At 69.9% G+C, this 20,174-nt stretch carries 11 protein-coding genes; 8 read left to right on the top strand and 3 right to left on the bottom strand.

Going from position 1 to position 20,174, the window contains the following annotated elements; translation table 11 throughout:
• Window positions 1–294 precede the first annotated feature (294 nt).
• Entirely contained in the window at window positions 295–1,389 is a 1,095-nt protein-coding gene (locus ABD357_RS10290; RefSeq protein ID WP_344389176.1) for a glycosyltransferase, read from the top strand.
• A gap of 142 nt (window positions 1,390–1,531) precedes the next feature.
• Here ABD357_RS10290 and ABD357_RS10285 read toward each other — a convergent pair whose 3' ends face one another.
• A complete protein-coding gene (locus ABD357_RS10285) occupies window positions 1,532–2,722 on the bottom strand; it encodes an MFS transporter (RefSeq protein WP_344389174.1) in 1,191 nt (396 codons plus the stop codon).
• A gap of 390 nt (window positions 2,723–3,112) precedes the next feature.
• Here ABD357_RS10285 and ABD357_RS10280 point away from each other — a divergent pair, with 390 nt between their 5' ends.
• The 3 genes from ABD357_RS10280 (at window position 3,113) to ABD357_RS10270 (ending at window position 10,468) form a co-directional block, all read left to right on the top strand.
• Window positions 3,113–6,292, top strand: a complete 3,180-nt coding sequence (locus tag ABD357_RS10280; protein WP_344389172.1) for a putative bifunctional diguanylate cyclase/phosphodiesterase — start codon at window positions 3,113–3,115, stop codon at window positions 6,290–6,292.
• 73 nt (window positions 6,293–6,365) lie between these two features.
• Complete coding sequence (locus ABD357_RS10275) at window positions 6,366–9,650, top strand: amino acid adenylation domain-containing protein (protein WP_344389170.1); 3,285 nt, start codon at window positions 6,366–6,368, stop codon at window positions 9,648–9,650.
• The gene (locus ABD357_RS10270; RefSeq protein ID WP_344389168.1) at window positions 9,647–10,468 is read left to right on the top strand and encodes a leucyl/phenylalanyl-tRNA--protein transferase; all 822 of its coding nucleotides are present in this window, start codon (window positions 9,647–9,649) and stop codon (window positions 10,466–10,468) included. Before ABD357_RS10275 ends, ABD357_RS10270 begins: the two co-directional genes overlap by 4 nt.
• Here ABD357_RS10270 and ABD357_RS10265 read toward each other — a convergent pair.
• On the bottom strand, window positions 10,465–11,244 hold the full coding sequence (locus tag ABD357_RS10265; RefSeq protein WP_344389166.1) for a class I SAM-dependent methyltransferase: 780 nt from the start codon (window positions 11,242–11,244) through the stop codon (window positions 10,465–10,467). The genes ABD357_RS10270 and ABD357_RS10265 overlap by 4 nt on opposite strands.
• Window positions 11,241–15,680 carry an aminotransferase class I/II-fold pyridoxal phosphate-dependent enzyme gene (locus ABD357_RS10260; protein WP_344389164.1) on the bottom strand — a complete coding sequence of 1,480 codons (4,440 nt, stop codon included), beginning with the start codon at window positions 15,678–15,680 and terminating at the stop codon, window positions 11,241–11,243. Before ABD357_RS10260 ends, ABD357_RS10265 begins: the two co-directional genes overlap by 4 nt.
• 357 nt (window positions 15,681–16,037) lie before the next feature.
• On the opposite strand from ABD357_RS10260, the gene ABD357_RS10255 reads away from it, so the two are divergent.
• The 4 genes from ABD357_RS10255 to ABD357_RS10240 all read left to right on the top strand — a co-directional run bounded on the left by ABD357_RS10255 (window position 16,038) and on the right by ABD357_RS10240 (window position 20,148).
• Complete coding sequence (locus ABD357_RS10255; RefSeq protein WP_344389162.1) at window positions 16,038–16,259, top strand: hypothetical protein; 222 nt, start codon at window positions 16,038–16,040, stop codon at window positions 16,257–16,259.
• 359 nt (window positions 16,260–16,618) lie between these two features.
• Entirely contained in the window at window positions 16,619–17,341 is a 723-nt protein-coding gene (locus tag ABD357_RS10250; protein WP_425584809.1) for a glycosyltransferase family 2 protein, read from the top strand.
• On the top strand, window positions 17,338–18,774 hold the full coding sequence (locus ABD357_RS10245) for a glycosyltransferase family 2 protein (protein ID WP_344389159.1): 1,437 nt from the start codon (window positions 17,338–17,340) through the stop codon (window positions 18,772–18,774). Before ABD357_RS10250 ends, ABD357_RS10245 begins: the two co-directional genes overlap by 4 nt.
• A gap of 9 nt (window positions 18,775–18,783) precedes the next feature.
• Window positions 18,784–20,148: a lipopolysaccharide biosynthesis protein gene (locus tag ABD357_RS10240; RefSeq protein WP_344389157.1), complete on the top strand. Its 1,365-nt coding sequence runs from the start codon at window positions 18,784–18,786 to the stop codon at window positions 20,146–20,148.
• Window positions 20,149–20,174: the final 26 nt, after the last annotated feature.

The following is a 20,174-nucleotide window of genomic DNA, read 5'->3' as shown; positions in this document are numbered from 1 at the left end:
TGGCGAGCCGGCTTCCGGCACATATGGCCTCGCACCCGCTACGGCGTGCGACGGACCGGCCTGCCGCCCACGGCTCGCGGCGCCCCAGTTCCCCTCGCGGTGTCCACCCGCTCCGTCGTGCCTCGGACCGCATCGCCCGCGCCCAGGCGCGCCGGGCGGCGCCGTGCCGGGCCCGGACGGCTCGGCGGCCCAGGCGTTCGCGTACGGCCTCCTCCCGCACGGTCGGAGATCGCCGAGGGAGCTGCCCGGAAGACGGAGCGGGCGACCAGGAGACATCATCCGCGGGAGGCTGCCATGGCAGCTGACGCCCGCAGACCCCGCGTACTGCTCCTCACCAGTGGCCCTCTCGATGCCGGGGACGATGCCGAGGCCGAGCTGGCGCTGAGCCTCGCCCACGCCATGCCGGAGGTGGACCACTTCTGGTTCCGTCGCGGGGGGAACGGACCGACCGGCTCCTGGCGCGGACGCTCGGTGCCGAAGGTGTCGAGGAACGGCGCTCCCGGCCTGTCGGAACGACTCCACGTGGCGGCGGTCGGCGCCCGGTTGGCGCGGCGGGCCGATCTCGTGCACGCCGTGCTGACCATCGGCCCCGGCTTCCCCGCCTTCTCCCGGCTGTGGCCTCCGCTGCTCCACGGGCGGCCGGTCCTGCACACCGTCCCCGGCGTCTCGGATCCCGTGCTGCTCGCACGGTCCCGGCCGCTCGGCCCCACCGTGGCGCTGTCCGAGGTGACCGCCCGGGCGCTCGGCGCGGCGGGTTTCGGCAAGGTGCCGGTCATCGGTCCCATGATCGAGCCGGAAGAGTGGCAGGTGCGGCCCCGGTCGGTCAGGGATCCGCCGATCGTCCTGGCCACGGGCCATCACGACCCGGGCGGCGGTGCGTACGAGGCCATCGCCGCGGCGGCGGTCGCCGCCCGCGCGGGAGCCCGCTTCCAGCTGATCCTCGCCGTCCAGGGCCGCCCCGGACAGCGGGTCGGCCCTCTCGAGCAGGCGCTGCGCGACCGCGCGACTCAGGAGGGACTGCACGCCACCGAGGTGCTCGGCAGCGTCGAGGACCTGCCCCGGCTGCTGGCCGTCTCGGACATCGTGCTGCATCTCCCGCGAACCCTCGGCGGCCGGCCGGACGTGCCCTTCACCGTCCTCAAAGCGCTCGCGACCGGACGTCCCGCCATCCTCAGCAACCTCCCCCAGTTCGCTCCGCTGAACGACGCCGTCGTGCGTGCCCCCGCCGCAGACGCCCATCGCGCCGGCCATCTGCTGCTCCAGCTCCTGGACCGGCCCTGGTGGTGGGAGAAGCTCGCGGAGCATGGCCGCGCCACGGTCGAGGAGCGCTTCGGTCCGGCGCGGTTCAGGTCGGGGTACGCGGCGCTGTACCGGAACCTCCTGGCGTGAGCCGGGGGCAAGGCCTGGTACTGCAGCCGCAGTACGCAGCAAGCAGTTGCCGTGCCGGAACCTCCTGTCTGTGGGAGTGCATCGTGGGTTCCGCATCGGCTGACCCTGGCGCCCAACCACGCACTGCGGGGCCTGGCCGCGCTCACTGCGCGTCGGCGCGGGTCAGCCGTGGCAGGGCGAGGGAGACCGTCGAGGCGGCGAGCACGGCCGCCGCGCATGGCACCCAGTAGCCCGCCGAGGCCCCGGCCGCGTCGACCAACCACCCGGACGCGGCATAGCCGAGCGCCACCCCGACGGAGAGGCCTGAGACGACCCAGGTGATGCTCTCGGTGAACTGGGCGGGCGGCGCCAGGTGGCCCACCAGCCCCATCGTGGTGATCAAGGTCGGCGCGACGGACATGCCCGCCACGAAGAGCAGCCCCGCCAGCGCCGCGAGACCCGGCGCAGACAACAGCGGTGCCATCGTCACCGCCATCGCCCAGAGGCTGACCAGCAACCGCCGCGCGATCGCCCCCCGTGGCCTAATCGCGCCGAAGACTGCGCCCGCCAGGCCCGAGCCGAGCGCGTACACGCCCAGCAGCAGGCCGGAGAGCGCCTTGTGGTGGTGTGCGTCGGCGTACGCCACCGTCACGACCTCCACCGAACCGTAGGACGCGCCCACCGACGTCACCGTCAGCACCAACAGGCCGAGCCCCGGGATGCGCAGCGCGGAGCCCCCAGCGCCTCGCGGCCCGGGGCGCACCGGCGGTTCCGTACGCCGCTGGGCGGCGAACAGCAGGACGCCGACGGCGAGCAGGATCGCGGCCGCCAGCGGTCCTGCCTCGGCGAAGACGCTGGTCGACAGCGTGATCGCCAGGACTGGGCCGACGACGTAGATTGCCTCTTCGAGCACCGTCTCCAGCGAGTACGCGGTGTGCAGCAGCCGCGGCGACTCCCGGTGGACCTCTGCCCAGCGAGATCTGACGAGCGCGGCCATGCTGGGCATGCAGCCCGCTACCGCCGCCGTGACGTACAGCGTCCATTCCGGGGCGGCATACCGGGCGCACAGCAGCAGCGCACAGATGGCGGCGACCGTCACGGCCATCGCGGGGAGGACGACCCGGCGCTGGCCGTGACGGTCGATCAGCCGGGAGATCTGCGGTGCGATCGCCGCGGCGGCGATCGCTTGAGTGGCGGAGACCGAGCCGGCGAGCCAGTACTCACCGCCGAGTTGCGACAGCATGGTGACGATGCCGACGCCGATCATCGACATCGGAAGGCGTGAAACGAAGCCCGCGGCGGAGAAGAGCAGACTGCCCGCAGGAGAGAAGATCCGGCGGTAATCGGAGAGCATGGGACTCCACGTTCCGTCAGGAGCCGATCGTCGCGGGGCGGATCCGGTCCGGTTACTGCGTCCTCCTTGTACTGCATTTTCACGCATGGCCCGGTATCCCGCGACGCGACGCGGTATCTCTCCCTGCATGTGCGGGAAATGGCGAGTCGAGTTAGCTTGATGGGAGAAGTCGATGTCTCGGCGAGAAGGAGCCCGCATACCGGCATATACCGGCAACCGCTTATCGACCGCGTATAGCAGCGATCGTGTTCACAGGCGACCGGGGCCGATTCCCGGCCCTGGAGAACTCTCCTTCTTCAGCCCGATCCCACGGGCTTCTCCGCCGTCGGCCGGTGCCTTTCGCCCAGCTCGGTCCGCCCGACAAGTAGCCTTCCCAGGAGGTTAGTTGGGATGAACTTGCGACTGCGAAGCCCGGCTGCGATGGCTGCGGTCAGCACATGCATCATCGTGCTGACCGCCTTCTACTACATATTCCCGGAAGAGCGGCTGATCTTCGTCGCCATTGGGGCGACCGGCGTCATCGGTATTGTCCTGGGAGTCCTTCTCAACCGCCCCGCACATCGACTTCCTTGGCTGTTGCTCGCCGCGGGAAACTTCGCCTTCGCCGCGGGCCAGGCCACCCAGATCATCCTTATCGAGTTGCTCGACGAGGCGATCCCGTTCCCGTCGATCGCCGACGGCTTCTATCTCGCGGCTTATCCGCTCTATGCGGCCGGGCTGCTGGGCTTCGTGCACTGGCGCACGAGTTGGCGCGACCGCGCGAGCCTCGTCGACGCGTTGACGCTGACGGTCGGCCTGGCGCTGCTGTCGTGGCTGTTCCTCATCGATCCGTACGCCCGCGTCGAGGGTCTCACCTGGGTGCAGAAGGCGTTCTCCATCGCCTATCCGCTCGGCGACATCCTCGTACTGGCGATGCTGCTGCGCCTGCTCGTCGGCCGTGGTGGCAAGAGCCGCTCGCTCATGCTGCTCACCGCGGGCACCGTCGGCCTGCTCACCGCCGACGTGGCTTACGGCCTCATTCAACTGAACGGGACCTGGCGCACGGGTACCGTGGTCGATCTCGGCTGGGCCGTCCTGTACGGCGCCTGGGCGGCCGCCGCACTCGATCCGTCCATGGGCTCGCTGACCCGGCCGGTGGCGTGGCGCGCAGAGACCGGCACGGGCCACCTGAGCCTGCTCACCCTGGCGTCGTTGATCGCGCCGACCATCCTCCTGACGGAGGCGGTACGCGGCGTGGAGTCCAACGTCGGCGTCATCGGAGTGTTCTCCGCCGTGCTCTTCCTCCTCGTGCTCTACCGCCTGGCGGGCGTGGTGGCGACCCACCGGCGGGCGGTCAGCCGGGAGAAGGTGCTGCGCAACGCGGTGTCGTCGCTGGGCGGAGCGGGCGATCTGCGGGATGTGGCCGCCGCCGTCCACTCCGCGGTCACGCAGCTGATGTCACACGGCCCACCGCGTTCGGCGCTGCTCACCGTGCCGGACAACACGCTCTGGGTGAACGGGGCACACGGCGACGTATCCGGGCCGCTGCCCGCGCCGGTGACCGCAGCCGTACGGGAACTGATCGCGTCCGGCGAGAACCGCCTGGTGACCCTCGACGGTACGGGGCCCGATCTTGCCGCCCGCCTCACGGGCCCGGACGAGGAGCCGACCCGCACCGGCCACGCGCTGGTCTGCCCGCTCATCTCACAGGATCACCCCTCTGGCGATTCACTGATCGGGGCACTGATCGTGGCCGGGGACGAGCACGACCTGCTCGTGTTCCGCGACACACTGGCGACTCTCGCCGCACAGGCGGCACTTGCCGTGGCGAGGGTCGCCCTGGCCGAGGAAGTCAACCGGCGCAACAGCGAGATGTACTTCCGCACCCTGGTGCAGAACGCCTCGGACGTCATCCTGATCCTCGACGACGACGACCGGATCCGTTACGCCAGCCCCTCCGCCGACCAGGTGCTGGGCATTCCGAATCTGGAGGGCACTCAACTCATCGATCTGGTGCCCCCGCAGGACAGCCGAGAGGTGGTTGAGACGCTCGGCCGGATACGGAGCCGCGAGTACCAGACCAGTCGCGAACACTGGCGTATGGTCCGCACCGACCGGGCGACCATCGAGGTCGAGGTGAGGTGGAGCGACCTGCGCGAGGAAGCCACCGTCGGTGGGGTGGTGCTCACCCTGCGGGACGTGACCGAACAGCGCAAGCTCGAACGCGAACTGACCCACCAGGCGTTCCATGACTCGCTCACCGGCCTGGCCAACCGCCTGCTCTTCCAGGAGCGCGTCAACCACGCCCTGGTGCAGGCTCAGCGCGAGGGCACGGTGGTCGGCGTGCTCTTCGTCGACGTGGACGACTTCAAGGTCGTCAACGACATACACGGCCACGGTGTGGGCGACGAACTCCTGGTCGCGTTGTCACTCCGGCTGCAGACGACCGTCCGTGCCTCCGACACCGCCGCGCGCATCGGCGGCGACGAGTTCGCCCTCCTGGTGGAGGGTTCCGTCTCGACGGCGGGCGTGGAGCGGTTCACCGAACACGTGATGACCGTGTTCGCCGAGCCGTTCCGGCTCAGTGTGGGGCCGGTGAGCACATACGCCAGTGTCGGCGTCGCGACGACGGAGGACAGCATCGACTCGGTCGAACTGCTGACACACGCCGATCTCGCCCTGTACGCGGCGAAGACGGCGGGCAAGCGCCAGTGGCGCCACTACCACCCGGAGCTGCAGAGCGGCATGGCCGAGCGGGCCAAGTTGCAGGAGGGCCTGGACAGTTCGTCGATCGAGACGTCGTTCATGGTGCTCTACCAGCCCATCGTGGAGCTGACCAGCGGGCGGATCGTCGGCTTCGAGGCGCTCGTGCGCTGGCCCCACTCCACGCGCGGCATGGTGCTGCCGGAGCAGTTCATCAGGCTGGCCGAGGAGAGCGGACAGATCGTCCCGCTCGGAGCCTGGGTGCTTGATCAGGCCGCGGCCGAAGCTGTCCGGTGGGAGGACTCCGTGCTGCACCACGGGACGGCGGACCGCAACGCACCTTACGTCAGCGTGAACGTGTCGCCGCGTCAGTTCCGGGACGAAGACTTCCCCAACGTGGTCCGGCGCGCCCTGCAACTCTCCGGCATCGAACCGTCGTCTCTCGTACTGGAACTGACCGAGAGTGTGCTGATGTACAACGACGAGCGCATCCTGGCCGAGATGAGTTCGCTCACCGACCTCGGGGTCCGCTTCGCGATTGACGATTTCGGAACGGGTTACTCGTCGCTGAGCTATCTGCGCGAGTTCCCGATCTCGATACTCAAGATCGACAAGTCGTTCATCGACCAACTCGGGCGCTCGCCCGAGCAGTACGCCCTGGTCGAGGGCATCACGCATCTCGCCGACACACTCGGCCTCACCGTGATCGCCGAAGGAGTGGAGGACGTGCGGCAACAGGAATCGCTGATCTCCATGGGCTGCCGACTCGGGCAGGGTTATCTCTTCGCCGAGCCGGTCAGCGCAGAGGAGGCGCAGCACCTCGTCCTCGCGCCGCCGCTCGGCCGCCTGGCCGGAATGCCCGCGGCGCCTGCGGAAGGGAATGGGTGATGGCGGCGGCCCCTCTCCCGCGAACCGCGCAAGTCATGCTCCGCAGGACGCCGCGCGAGGCAGGAGACCGAAGGTGACGGAACGTGACCACCCGCCGGCAGAGTCGGCCGCGCTGTGCGTCGTGCTGCGCAACGACGAGGAGCAGTACGCGATCTGGCCTGCCGATCGCCGGATTCCGGCCGGGTGGCATCGGATCGGCGGACCGGAGTCCGCCGCGTCGTGCGGGAGCCTGGTCGACCGCCTGTGGACCGACATGCGGCCCGCGAGCGCCCGCGCCGGGCGGCGGCCCCCGGGAACCGGGCCGAGCACCGTGCCCGAGCTGGTCCGGGAGCGGGCACGGCGTGAGCCGTCCGCTCTCGCGGTGATCTCGGACGAGGGCCGGCTCAGCTACGCCGAGCTGACCGGCCGCGCCGACCGGCTTGCCCACGAGCTGCGGGAGTCGGGCGTCGGCGCGGAGTCCGTCGTCACCGTGTGCCTCGACCGCGTGCCCGAGCTGGTCGTCGCGCTGCTGGCGGTACTGAGTTCCGGTGGCGCGTTCCTGCCTCTCGACCCGGCGGCTCCACGGCAACGGATAGCCGGACTGGTCGCGGAGACAGGTTCACGCCTCATCGTCTCGAGCCGCGAGCACGCCCCGAGGTTCGCCGAGTGCGAGGCACGGATCGTCCACGCCGGGCAACCGGCCCCGCAGGCGCCGCCGCAGGACCCCCAGTCGGCACGGCCGGCACCCGGCCCCCGGCCGGACGACCTCGCCTACGTGATCTACACCTCCGGATCCACCGGACCTCCCAAGGGGGTGATGATCAGCCACCGGTCACTGGCACACTCCCTCACCACGGTGGCCCGGGCATACGAACTGACGCCCGGCGACCAGGTGCTGCACGCCGCGGCACTCGGCTTCGACACCTCGCTGGAGCAGATCTTCGCCACGCTGATCAGCGGCGCGACACTCGTCCTCGCGGGAACCCATACGTGGGCGCCCACCGACCTGCTGCACCGCCTCCCGGAGCACGGGATCACCGTCGCCGACCTGACCCCCGCCTACTGGCATCGGATCGTCTCCGTCCCGGCCCGCGACGAGAGCCTCGCATCGCTGAGGCTCGTCATCGTCGGCGGCGAGATCATCACCGCGAAGGACTGCCGCGCCATTCTGCACCGGATCCCCGGCGCGCGGCTCGTCAACGCATACGGGCTCACCGAGACCACCATCACCTCCACCCTCTGCGACCTGAACGAGGAAGTGCTCGCCGCGCCGGACACCGCCGTCGCCCCGATCGGCAGGCCCCTGGAGGGGAATCGCGTCCACGTGCTCGATGCCGAAATGCGCCAGGTGCCGCAGGGGGAGCGCGGCGAAATCTATATCAGCGGCCCGGGGCTGGCGCGCGGTATCTGGCGGCAACCTGCCCTGACCGCACAGCAGTTCCTGCCCGACCCGCACGGCTTGGCGCCGGGGGACCGGATGTATCGCACCGGAGATCTGGGCCGCCGGCGCTACGACGGCAACCTGGAAATCCTGGGCCGGGTCGACGATCAGATGAAGATCCGCGGGTTCCGGGTCGACCCCGCCGAGGTCGAGGCCGCGCTCGCCTCCCACCCGCAGATCGGCCAGGCGATGGTGGTGTCCCGGACCCGCGCGAGCGGCGACCGGGACCTCGTCGCGTACTTCACGCCGACCTCGCCGCCGGCCGGGGGCGAGGCGGTGCTGGGCGCACGGCTGCGGTCGGCACTCGCCGAGGTCCTGCCGGGCTACATGATCCCGGCAGCGTTCCACGCGGTGGAGCGGCTGCCCGTCACGCCCGGCGGAAAGCTCGACCGCAGGGCCGTGCCGGAACCCGGGACCGCGGCGCCGACGACCGGCGCCGACGACCGTCCGGTGCCGCAGGGGATGGCCCAGTTGTGGCGCCAGATACTGGATGTGGACTACGTCCGTCCGCACGACGACTTCTTCGAGCTCGGCGGCAACTCGCTGCTGGCCATGGAGATGCTCGCCCGGACCCGCGTCGTGTTCGGCATCGGCGTCACACAGATCCGCGACCTGACCCGTTCACTGCTGCGATATCCGACGCTCGCCGCGTTCGCCGAGTCCGTGCGCCAGGCACGGGCCGGCACACTGGCCCATCCGGACGGCGGGAGAGTCGACTTCGCCGCCGAGACGGATCGGCGTGTTCCGGCAGTGGGCCATGACGCCCCGGCTCCGGACCCCCGGCGCCCCGGCGACGTCCTCCTCACCGGGGCGACGGGGTTCTGCGGCGCGTACATGATCGACGAACTGCTGCGCAGGACGACGGGACGGATCCTCTGCCTGGTCAGGGCCCCGGACGAGCAGCACGGCATGGAGCGAATCCGCGCGAGCCATCAGAGACACGTCCTCAGCGATCTGTCCGGCGAGCGTGTCCAGCCGGTCGTCGGCGACCTGCGCAAGCCCGGACTGGGGCTGTCCCCAAGCCGGTTCGAGGAGCTGGGATCGACCATCGACGCCGTCTACCACTTCGGCGGCCAGGTCAACTTCATCTACCCGTACCACGAGTTGCGCGCGGCCAACGTCGACGGAACATACGAGATCATCCGCCTCGCCGCCGGCCGGGCCGTCCCCGTCCACTTCACCTCCAGCATGGCGGTGCTCGCCGGATTCGGGCCGGCCGGGGTGCGCGAGGTGACGGAGAGCACGCCGCTGCGTTTCCCCGACTATCTGTCGGTGGGCTACGTGGAGACCAAATGGGTCGCCGAGGCGCTCCTGAAGAAGGCGTCCGACGCGGGCCTGCCGGTCGCCGTCTACCGCTTGATGGACATCACGGGCCGCAGCGGAACCGGCGTGATGAACACCAGCAGCGAGCTGGCTGCCCTCTTCGACTTCATCGCGCGGACCGGACTGTGCCCCGACGTCCCGCTCCCCCTGGACTTCCTGCCGGCCGACCACCTCGCCCGCGCCATCGGACACATCTCCACTCGCCATCCCGCTCGCGGCGAGGTCTACCACCTCACCAACCCCCGTCCCACACTGCTGAACTCGCTCGCCGAGCGGCTGCGCCGACGAGGTCACCCGGTCCAGGAAATCCCGTACGCCGAATGGATCGCCGCTCTGGTGAAGTACGCGGCCGGTCACCCCACCGACGCGATCACCCCGTTCGTCCCGCTCTTCGTCGACCGGTGCGCCCGCGCCGACATCACCGTGAGCGAGATGTACTTCCAAGGCGTTTTCCCGGAGTTCACCCGCGACAACGCGGAACGGACGCTGGTGGACGCCGGGATCGACATTCCGCCGGTGGACGCGGAGATGATGGACCGCTACATCGACTTCCTCCAACAGGCCGACGACGTCGGGCCGGTGAAGAGCCAAGAGCAGGGAGCGGCACGGTGGTGAGCCGATGCCCTTGCTGGGAGGCGCTGGACGTGCTGAAAGCGGCGCCCGACGGTCCGGTGGCCTTCGGCGCCGACCTCAGTCCGGCCGGCCTCCTGGCGGCGTACCGCGCCGGGGTCTATCCGTTCCCGGCATCCGACGAGTACGCCCGCGCCGTCAACGAGGTGGTCTTCGACGATCAGGTCCAGGAGGGCCGCATCCCGCTCGTGGGCGAGGAATCGGCCGATCCCTACGCCGTCTCCTGGTGGTCGCCCGACCCCAGGCCGGTGCTGCCCGTCTCGGCCCCCCACCTCAGTCGTAGCCTCGCCCGGCGGCTGCGCAACCGGCTGTCGTGGTCGACCAGCCTGGACCGGCGGTTCGAGGCGGTGGTCCGCGAATGCCGGGCCGACCGCGTCCCCCTGTGGCTCACCGACGAACTGATCGCGAGCCTGGTCCGCCTGCACGAACTGGGTCCTGCGCACAGCGTCGAGGTGTGGGAGGACGGCGATCTCATCGGCGGCGTCTTCGGCATCCAGATCGGATCGGTCTTCAGCATGGACTCGATGTTCTTCCACCGTCCCGGTGCCTCCAAGGTCGCGGTGACCGACCTCGCGGCGCGCTTCGCACAGGCCGGCGGCGAACTGCTCGACGCGCAGCGGGACAGCCCGCACGTCCGCGACCTGGGCTGCGTTCTCATGCCCCGAGAGCAGTACGTACGGCATCTCCGCCGCACCGCGCACGAGACCCTCCCGATACCCACCGCGACCTTGCCCGCCCGCCGCCTCGCCCAGCCGACGGCATCGCGCTGCCAGCGTTCGTCGCGCTGCCAACGGAGCGCTTAGACGGCCTCACGCCGTACCGCCCGCAGCAGCACCATGCCGGTGTCCCCGTAGTCGGGCAGCGTGGGGTCCTTGCGTACGCGCCTGATCCGCAGGTCCTCCGTGTACGGGGCGAAGACGTCGTGCACGTTGCCCGCACTCACCGGGCAGGCCGGCCAGCGCGTCCCGGAGGCGATGCGATAGCTGGGCATGTTCTCCATGAAGGCGGCGACGAGCAGTCCGCCCGGGCGGACGGAGCGGATGAACGCACGGCACAGGGAGGCGAATTCGCCCAGGTCCTCGGTGACGCTTTCGGCCACGAAGTTCATCGACGCCAGGTCGTACAGGCCGTCCGGCAGGGTGCGGGCGCTGCCCGGCACGATCCGTACCCGTGCCAGGGCGTCGGAGAGCCGGGCGGGCAGGGCGGGGTCGAGCTCCCGGCACAGGGCGTAGAAGGCCGCCCAGTGCGGGTCCGGGCCGTCGCGGAACTGCCGGGTGAGATAGGCGATGTTGCTCGCTCCGGGCTCGACGGCGTCGATACGGTGGCTGGCCGCGGCAGCCTGCATGAGGGGGTAGAGGTTGGGGCCGGCACCGCACTCCAGGGAACGGGCGAGACTTCCCGGCGCCAGAGTCCGGTACAGGCCGGCGTGGTGCCGGATGACCGCCGCGTCGGACGGGTGAATCCTGCGGTAGTTCTCGTCGAGGTAGGCGTCCACGGGCCAGCGGTCCCAGTCGGCGTCCGCGTTGCGCCGGTGCGTGGCTGTGCCGGGTGCGCCGCGCCCGTGGGCCCTCACGCTCATGGCCGTCCCCCTGCCGCGGCGGTCCGCTTCACGGGGAACCGCTCGGCCACCGAGGTCAGTACGTCGTTGAGGCGGTCGATCTCCTCATCGGTGTTCCGCGCGGTGATCTGGACCCGGAAGCCGACCTGGTCGCGCGGCACCAGCGGATAGGCGGCGAGCGTGACGTAGACGCTGTTGTCCCACAGATACTCACCGACGGCCGTGAGGTCGGCGTCCTCGGCGAGCGGGATCTCGATGATGGGCAGTCCGTCGGTGTTCGGGGTGGCCACGTCAAGGCCGCGTGTGTGATCCAGGACCCGGGCGGTCTTGCGGTGCAGATCGGCCCGGATCGCGTCGCCCCGGCGCTCGTTGACGTCCAGGCCCGCGAGCGCGGTGGCGAGGGAGGCGGTCGGGGAGGGCCCGGAGTAGAGGTAGGGGCCGGCGGCGACCTTCAGATGCGCCTTCAGGGCGGGCGGCGCGGTGACGAAGGCCAGCAGGGACGAATACGCCTTGGAGAAGCCACCGACCAGGACGATGTCGTCGTACGACTCCCCGAAGTGCCGTACGACGCTGTTGCCGCGCATGCCGTACGGGGACGTCTCGGCGACGTCGCGTTCCCCGATCACTCCGAAGCCGTGGGCGTCGTCGACGTACAGCAGCGCGCCCTCGCGGCGGCAGATGCGGAGCAGCTCCGGCAGATCGGGGAGGTTGCCGGTCATGCTGTTGACGCCGTCGACACAGACCAGTCTGGCGGCGCCGACGGGGGCCGTGCGCAGCAGCCGCGTCAGTTCGTCGGGAGCGTCCGCGTGGAAGCGGCGTACCGTCGCTCCCTGTTCCTGGGCCACCATGCAGCCGTCGTACATGGTGCGGTGGGCTCGCGCCTCGACGAAGACCTGGCCGCCGCCGCTCCGGCCGGCCGCGAGCACCGGGATCACCGACGCGTGGATCAGAGTGATCGTCGGGAGGAGAAGCACATCGGGGGCGCCCAGCAGATCGGCCAGCCGTGCCTCGATCTGCGGATACAGGCGGGGGTTGCCGATCAGCCGCGACCAGCTGGGGTGAGTGCCCCAGCGGCGGACGTGCGGCTCGATGGCGTCCATGATCTCGGGGTCGAGGTCGAAACCCAGGTAGTTGCAGGAGGCGAAGTCGGTCAGCCAGTGATCGCCGCTGCGGATGCGCCGCCCGCGTACCTCGTCGATCACCGCGTCGCACATCCGGCTGTCCCTGCGCAGCCGCTCGAGATCGTCCCAGTGCTGCGCCCGGCGGGCCGCCGCGGCCTTGGGCCGGGAAGGGCGTCGGCCGCGCGGCCCGGACGAGGACTGCCGTCCGGTGAACGGCCGTTCCTGGTTCACCAGAAGGAACTGCTGTGCCTCCGGCGCCGCCATCGGCCGGGCGAACAGATAGCCCTGCCCGTAGCGGCAGCCCATGGCCCCGAGCAGATCACGCTGCCCGTCGTTCTCGATGCCCTCGGCGATCACCTGGAGACCGAGGACGTCGGCGATACGGACGATGCCCTCGACCAGGGCAACCTGCTGGCCGTCGGTGACGATGTCGTCGATGAAGGACTTGTCCACCTTGAGTACGTCGATGGGAAACTCGCGCAGATAGCTGAGCGAGGAGAATCCCGTCCCGAAGTCGTCGATGGCGAGGGAGACCCCGAGTTCCTTCAGAGTGCTCATGGCGGACCGGATTTGTTCGTCGCGCCGTACGAGCACCGACTCGGTGAGTTCCAGAACCAGGGAGCCCGGGGCCAGACCCGAGCGGTCGAGGACGCGGCGGACGTCGTCCACGAACCCGTCATCCCGGAACTGGCGGGCCGACACATTGACGTTGAGCCGCAGAGGTTCGGGCCTCGGACGCAGCCTTTGCCAGCGGGCGAGGTCGGTGGCGGCGCGCTCCAGCACCCAGGCGCCGAGCGGCATGATGTGACCGGTCTCCTCGGCCAGGTTGATGAACTCGTCCGGCGGCACGAGTCCGCGACTGCTGTGCGGCCAGCGGATCAGCGCCTCGAAACCGACGACGTTCCCGGTGACGATCTCCACGACCGGCTGGTAGCGCAGCGCAAAGGAGTGCTTGGTGATCGCGCCGGCCAGAGAGGCCCGCAGTTCGTGGCGTTCGGCCATACCGGTGTGCAGGTCGGGACGGTAGCGCTGCCACTGCCGCTTGCCCGCGGTCTTCGCCGCGTACAGGGCGAGGTCGGCGTGACCGAGGAGATCCTCGGCCTCGTCGCCGGGTCGTGCGATCGCCACACCGACGCAGGCGGAGACGCTGGTGGACCCGCTGACGAGCCGGAACGGGCGCCCCAGGGCCCCTACGATCTGCTCGGCGAGCGTCTCGGCATCGGCCGGATCCCTGGCACCCTCCATGAGGATGGCGAACTCATCGCCCCCCAGCCGGGCCGCGGTGTCGCTCAGCCGCAACGCGGCGGTCAGCCGCTGCGCCACGGCGACCAGCAGTTCGTCGCCGACCGAGTGGCCCATCATGTCGTTGACGACCTTGAAGTCGTCCAGGTCGACGAAGAGCACACCGGTAAGGCCGGCGTCCCGGCGGCCGCGCAGCAGAGCACGCTCGATGCGCTCCAGCAGCAGGACCCGGTTGGGCAGTCCGGTCAGCGAGTCATGGAAGGCCCGGTGGACGAGCTCGCGTTCGAGCTGGCGCTGCTCGGTCACGTCCCGCAGCGTGAGGACGACCCCGTGCACGGTCTGCTCGTGCCGCAGGTTCCGGCACCGGACCTCGACGTCGAGGCGTCCGTCCCCGCCGCGTACGACCTGCCAGTCGTCGCGAATGTCCTGGCCGCTGTCTTGTCCGCTGTCCAGGCCGTCCCCGCCCCGGACGCGCCTCAGCGTGTGCAGGGCGCGCTCGTGGTCCCGCGGCGCCACCAGCTGGGCCAGCGGGGTGTTCACGTACAGGTCACGCCCGAACATCTCGTACGCCGAGGGGCTTGCGTACCGGACGGTGTTGTCGTCGTCGACGATCAGGATGACGTCGGAGGTGTTGTGCACGAGGGTGCGGAAGTACGCCTCGCTCTTACGGCGGTTGATCTCCTCGTTGAGCCCGACCCGGGCCAGCGCCAGCGCGGCCTGCGCGGCCAGCGACTCCGCCGGGCCCGACAGCTCCTGGAGCCGCTTCACGGGGCCCGCCAGGAGCAGCGCGCCGATCAACGGCTCCTGCGCGCTGGAAGCCTCGAGTCGCAGTGGGCACAGGAGCGCGGCGGAGGACGGTGCGAGGGCATCGGCGACCTCGGGCCCGAGATCGCCGACGTCGTCGATCAGACGGGTGCCCTGGGACAGCAACTCCGCAGGACTCTCCGCGGGACGGCCGCCGTCGAAGGACCAGGTGGAGCGGGGTTCCGGAGAGCCCACCGGAAGCAGCGAGGACCGGTCCTGGTCGAGGACCAGCAGCACCGCCGCGTGGGCAGCCTCCTGTCCGTGTCCGAAGAGGGTGGCTGCCGCAGCCCTGACGGCGCCGGCCACTTCCTCCGGGCTGACGGCCGCGACCAGTGACACCGCCGCCACGCGCAGACTCCGTTCGCGTGCGACGGCCTTGCGGTGTTCGTCGACCAGACCCCACAGCCGGGCCAGCACGAACAGGAACATCACGCCGGAGAACACCGCGGTGACCGGCACGTCACGGGCATGCCCGCGCAGAGACTGGGCCAACAGCATGGCGGGCGCGATCAGCGAGGCACAGGCGAGAGCGGCAAGCCGCCACTTCGCGATACCGGGCCGGGGCTGGGCCATCGGCTCGGTCAGCCGCACCATGGACGGATGCAGGGCCGCCAGCCCCCAAGCGGTGAAGAAGACCACCCAGCCCAGGTCCATGGGCGTACCGACCTGCCAGGTGCCCTGCAACTGGAGTACTCCGTACAGCACGTCGGACACGAGGATGCCGATCGTCCCCACCGCCAACAGCTGCACCGAGCGTTCGCGGATGCCGCCGAGGGTGAGCAGTCCGACGAGCATGGCCAGGATCAGCACATCGCCCAGCGGGTACGCCACCGAGATTGCGCGTTGGAGCCAGGTCTGGCCCTCTGCTTGTGCGATCGGGTTGATCAGGTGCACCCAGGAGAGGAGCGCGAGGCCTGAGGTGAGGATCAGCGCGTCCAGCAGGCCGGCGCGGTCGCGGGCCGGGAAGCGGAAGTGGATGATGCCGAAGATCCCGGCGGCGAACAGCGGATAGGTGGAGAGGTAGAAGACGTCTGCCAGGGAGGGGAAGGGGTTCTCCTCGTTGAAGGCGGCTTCGAGGATGTTGTAGGTGGTGTCTCCGCCGGTGAAGGCGAGGTTGGCTGCGGCGAGGAGGAGCCAGGGCCAGCGGTGGGTGGGGCGGTTGCGATGGACGCCGACGAGGATTGCGGCTACTGAGCCGAGGCCGATGAGGGCCCAGCTTGTGGTGTGGCGGGAGGGGACGGTGAGGTAGACGACGGTGGGGGGAATGACGCAGAGGACGTACAGGATCATCAGACGGAGCTGGGGCCCGCGGGCTGTCGGAGGCTCCGGGGTGCGTGTCGTGGGTGTCGGCTCCCGTGCGCGTGCTGCGGCTGATTCCGGCGCGCTTGCTTTGTCCAGCCGCAACCCCAGTGCGGGTACTGCGGACGACTCCGCCGCGCGTGCGTCGGGCGACTTTGGTGCGGGTGCTGCGGCTGCCTCGGGGGCGGGCGTTGTGGCCGACTCCGGCGCGGCTGCTGTGGCGGGCTCGCCCGCGCGTGTCGTGGCCGTGGTCGGCCTTCCGCCGGAGGGTGGCGGTCGTCGCCTCCATGGCCTGCGCTGACCGATGCGCTGGAAGGGGCGTTCGCGACCTCGAAACCATTGCGCCATATGTACCACTTTGTCCTGGTGGCGTGGCACGGTCAAACGACCGAAGGGCGCCCCGTCGACAGGGAACACTTCTTCACCGTCCGCGTAGCGCGCGCCGATGCGATCGTCGGGCCGATGCCCGAGCTGCGCTCGACGCCACGACAGGCGACGGCGGCCGCGAACGGTGAGCACGCTCGCCTCACCCTCGGCCAACCAGGCATGGAGCGGCTCCATACGCCCTGAGCGCGTCATTTTGGACCTGCCCTTGACCGTGCTAACAAATGGGGTAAACATGTACGTATACGACGTAAGTATATGGCTCATCTGCGGGCGCACTCGGCACCCCCGACCGATCCCCGCAGGTGTACGCCCCGTCGACGGGCGTCGCCACCGCGCACAACTGAGCCGCTCGGCTCACGCAGCACGGAACAGGCCACGCACCGCTCACCCGACACACTCCGCCCTCTGACTCTCCGGAAGGCACCAGCACCATGAACAACCAGCTCCCCAGCTCCGACCTCCTCGCCTCCACCGCGCAGCCGGAGATCAACAGCTCGGCCGCACTCCCGAACCGTCGGGCAACGGATCCGCCCGCCCATCCGATGCGGCGGGCAGAGGACCGGCCCCCGCGCCGAGCCACCGTGAGCCTCGTCGTGCCGGCCCTCAACGAGGCACGCAACATCCCCTGGGTCTTCGAGCAGATTCCCGACTGCATCGACGAGGTCCTCCTGGTCGACGGCGATTCCATCGACGCCACGGTGCACATGGCCCGGCACTGCCTGCCCACAGTTCGCCACGTCCCGCAGAGCGGCCCGGGCAAGGGAAACGCCCTGCGTACCGGCTTCCTCGCCGCGACCGGCGACTACATCGTGATGATCGACGCCGACGGCAGCATGACGCCCGGAGAGATCCCGCACTTCCTCCACTTCCTGGACCATGGCTACGACTTCGTGAAGGGGTCGCGGTTCATCGCCGGCGGCGGCTCACTTGACCTCACGCGCTTCCGGCGCCTCGGCAACAGCATCCTGCTGGCCGCGGTGAACCGCATGTACCACACATCACTGACAGATCTGTGCTACGGATACTGCGCCTTCCGCCGCAGCTTCCTGGACGATCTCGACCTGCACTCCTCCGGATTCGAGATCGAGACAGAGATGATCGCGCACGCCCTTTGTTCCGGTCTGCGCATCGCCGAGGTACCCAGCCTCGAACTCCCGCGCCGCAGCGGCCGCTCCAACCTGCACGCCATATCCGACGGCAGCCGGGTGCTGCACACGCTGCTCTCCGAGCGGCCGAGCGCACGGGCTGGACGGAGCCCGCAGTGAACACCGCCCAACGACTTCTGACCAGCGCCCGCCCGAAGGCGGACACACTGCCCACCGACGCCTCGTACACGCCCGTAGGGGTCGTAGACATCGATCTGGCCCGGCCCAACGAGTTCGGTCCGCCCGGTGGTGGCGAGCTGGTCCGCCCTGAAGAACCGGTTGTGGCCCTGGTCCGACTGCACGGTCATCCTCTGGGTCTGATCCCGTCGTCCGACGACCGGTCCCTGAGGGGTGGAAGCGATCCCGGCGAGTTGTGGTGGTCCCTCGCCCGTACAGCTTGTCACCGGCTCGCCACCCCCCTCGCTCGGCATCTGACGGCCGACACCTCACCCGGTCACCCTCCCGTGGACTTTCCCGCAACCAGATCGGCGCCACGGTCCGGCGGCCTGCGCCACGGCACGGGCCGACGTCCCGAGGATCTGGCCACGGCGCGCCTTCCCTGCAGGGCCGCTCGTCTCCGCACGCTCGCGGCCGCTCCGCCGATCAGCGTGATCGTCGCTACTCACAACCGGCCCGAACTGCTGCGGCAGTGCCTGCGATCCCTCTTGCGGGTCCAGTACCCGAAGTTCGAGGTGATCGTCGTGGACAACGCTCCCGATGACGACTCCACCGAGAGGCTGGTCCGGAATGAGTACGGTCGACATGTCCGTTACGTTCGAGAGCCAGTGGCCGGCCTGGCCCACGCACACAACCGTGGTCTGGCCGTTGCCGCCGGCCACGTCGCCGCCTTCACCGATGACGACACTCTGGTCGATCCTGGGTGGCTCTCGGCACTCGCCGCGACATTCGCCCAGGACGGCGACATCAGCTGCGTCACCGGCCTGATCGTCCCGGCCGAACTGGGGACCGCGACTCAGGCGGCACTGGAGCAACATGCCGGATTCGCCAAGGGGTACGCCCTTCGCACCTGGTCCCTGCGAGCGCCCTCCGAAGACCCCCTGTTCCCTTTCACCGCCGGGCGCTTCGGCTCCGGCACCAACATGGCCTTCCGCATCGACCACCTGCGGGCCCTCGGCGGATTCGATCCCGCCACCGGCACCGGCACCCCGGCCCACGGCGGCGACGACCTGCTCGCCTTCTTCCGGGTCCTGGCGGCGGGCCGGACCCTGGCCTACCAGCCGGACGCGATCGTCTGGCACCGCCATCGCCGCACCCCGGACGCCCTGGACAGCCAGGCGTTCGGCTACGGCGCCGGACTCGGTGCGTACCTCACCGGCGCCCTCCTGCACGAGCCTCGCATGGTCCCGGCCCTGCTGCGCCGGCTCCCCAGGGGTATCGGTTACGCCGTGACCCGGGCGCACGGCCGGAGGGGAACGGCCACCGGGTGGTCCCGGCGGCTAGCGCTGCTGGAGCTGCGCGGGCTGTTGTACGGACCGTTCGGCTATCTGCGCAGCAGACGCCTCATGAACCACGCCGGCAGCGGCGGGGATTGAGGAGAGACCGTGTACGCCTCCCGAGAACTCAGCGCTTCCAGAACGGCCGAGATGCCGGACACCTCGCACACAGTCGGCAAGGAGCGGCCACTGACCGCTGTGGTACTAACAGGGTTCGCCCGCTTGCTGCCCAGCGAGCCACTGCTTCGCAACGGGCATGTGCTCGCGATCAGTTCGCTGGTCAACGCCGGTGTAGGTGCCCTCTTCTGGTTGTTCGCCACACACTGGTACGACGACGAGATCGTGGGCCTGAGCTACTCCGCGCTTTCCGCCTCGCTGCTGCTCGCCAATATCGGCCAGCTCAACCTCAATGACTTCCTGATCCGTTTCGTACCGTGCTCCGGACGGCATACCCGCAAACTGATCCTCACCTGTTACACCGTCAGCGCCTCCTGGAGCGCCCTGGCCACCGTCGCGTTCCTGGCTCTGGTGCCCATGCTTGCCTCCGGTCTGGGCTACCTGCGCAACCCCGCGGTCGGTGTCTGGTTCGTGGCGGCCACCGCCGGATACGCCGTCTTCGTCCTGCAGGACGGTGCACTGACAGCAGTGCGTCGCCCCGGCTGGGTGGTCGCGGAGAACATGGTGTTCGCCTGTGTGAAGATCCTGCTTCTGGCGGGGGGAGCCGCCCTGGCACTGGAGTCCGGCATTCTGGCCTCATGGGCAGGAGCGCTCGTGGTCTCCCTCCTCGTGGCCAACTACCTGCTGCTGCGGCGGGCCGTGCCGCAGCACGAGAAGGAGGCTCCGCAAGCGGCGCGCCCTCCCCGCCTGGTCGGGTACGCGGCGGCCGACTATTTCGGCTCGCTGTTCCGCATGGCCGCGTACACCATCATGCCGCTGCTGGTGCTGAGCACCCTGGGCGCCGAGCAGAGTGCCTTCTTCTCCCTGGCCTGGATCATCGGCTATGTGCTCTTTCTGGTGGCACGCAACATGGGCAGCTCGCTGGTGGTCGAGGCGGTCAGCCGTCCTGAGCGGCTTGTCGAGCACGGACGGCGGGTACTGCGACACTCGGGGCTCCTGCTGACGGCCGGTGTCGCCGTGATCGTGGCGGGGGCGCCCCAGATACTCCGCCTTTTCGGAGCCGAGTACTCCGAAGAGGGCACCACCCTGCTCCGCCTGCTGGCCCTGTCCGCCCTTCCCAACCTGGTCTTCAGCGTGGCCGTGGATGTGCTGCGGGCACGCAGGCGCATGCGTCTGGTGGTCGGCCTGCAGATTGCCCTGTGCGCCCTGGTACTGGGACTGGCCGCCGTACTTCTGCCGGTGCTCGGCATCACCGGAGCGGGGGTCGCCTGGCTCTTCGCGGAGTGTTTGCTTGCCGTTCCCCTGCTCATCTGGCGGTCCCGCTGGCTGATCCCGGCCCGCAGGACCACGACATGAACCCCCAGGACCACGTTATGAGCCCC

This window comes from Streptomyces vastus, assembly GCF_039532825.1.
Lineage (GTDB): Bacteria > Actinomycetota > Actinomycetes > Streptomycetales > Streptomycetaceae > Streptomyces > Streptomyces vastus.
This window is presented reverse-complemented; position numbering and strand designations above follow the sequence as displayed.

What these genes read in the sequence shown, in the direction of transcription:
- ABD357_RS10280 (WP_344389172.1), top strand. Translation starts at nt 3,113, where the DNA reads ATGAACTTGCGACTGCGAAGCCCGGCTGCGATGGCTGCGGTCAGCACA.
- ABD357_RS10250 (WP_425584809.1), top strand. Translation starts at nt 16,619, where the DNA reads ATGCGGCGGGCAGAGGACCGGCCCCCGCGCCGAGCCACCGTGAGCCTC.
- ABD357_RS10285 (WP_344389174.1), bottom strand. Translation starts at nt 2,722, where the DNA reads ATGCTCTCCGATTACCGCCGGATCTTCTCTCCTGCGGGCAGTCTGCTC.
- ABD357_RS10255 (WP_344389162.1), top strand. Translation starts at nt 16,038, where the DNA reads ATGTACCACTTTGTCCTGGTGGCGTGGCACGGTCAAACGACCGAAGGG.
- ABD357_RS10260 (WP_344389164.1), bottom strand. Translation starts at nt 15,680, where the DNA reads ATGATCCTGTACGTCCTCTGCGTCATTCCCCCCACCGTCGTCTACCTC.
- ABD357_RS10265 (WP_344389166.1), bottom strand. Translation starts at nt 11,244, where the DNA reads ATGAGCGTGAGGGCCCACGGGCGCGGCGCACCCGGCACAGCCACGCAC.
- ABD357_RS10290 (WP_344389176.1), top strand. Translation starts at nt 295, where the DNA reads ATGGCAGCTGACGCCCGCAGACCCCGCGTACTGCTCCTCACCAGTGGC.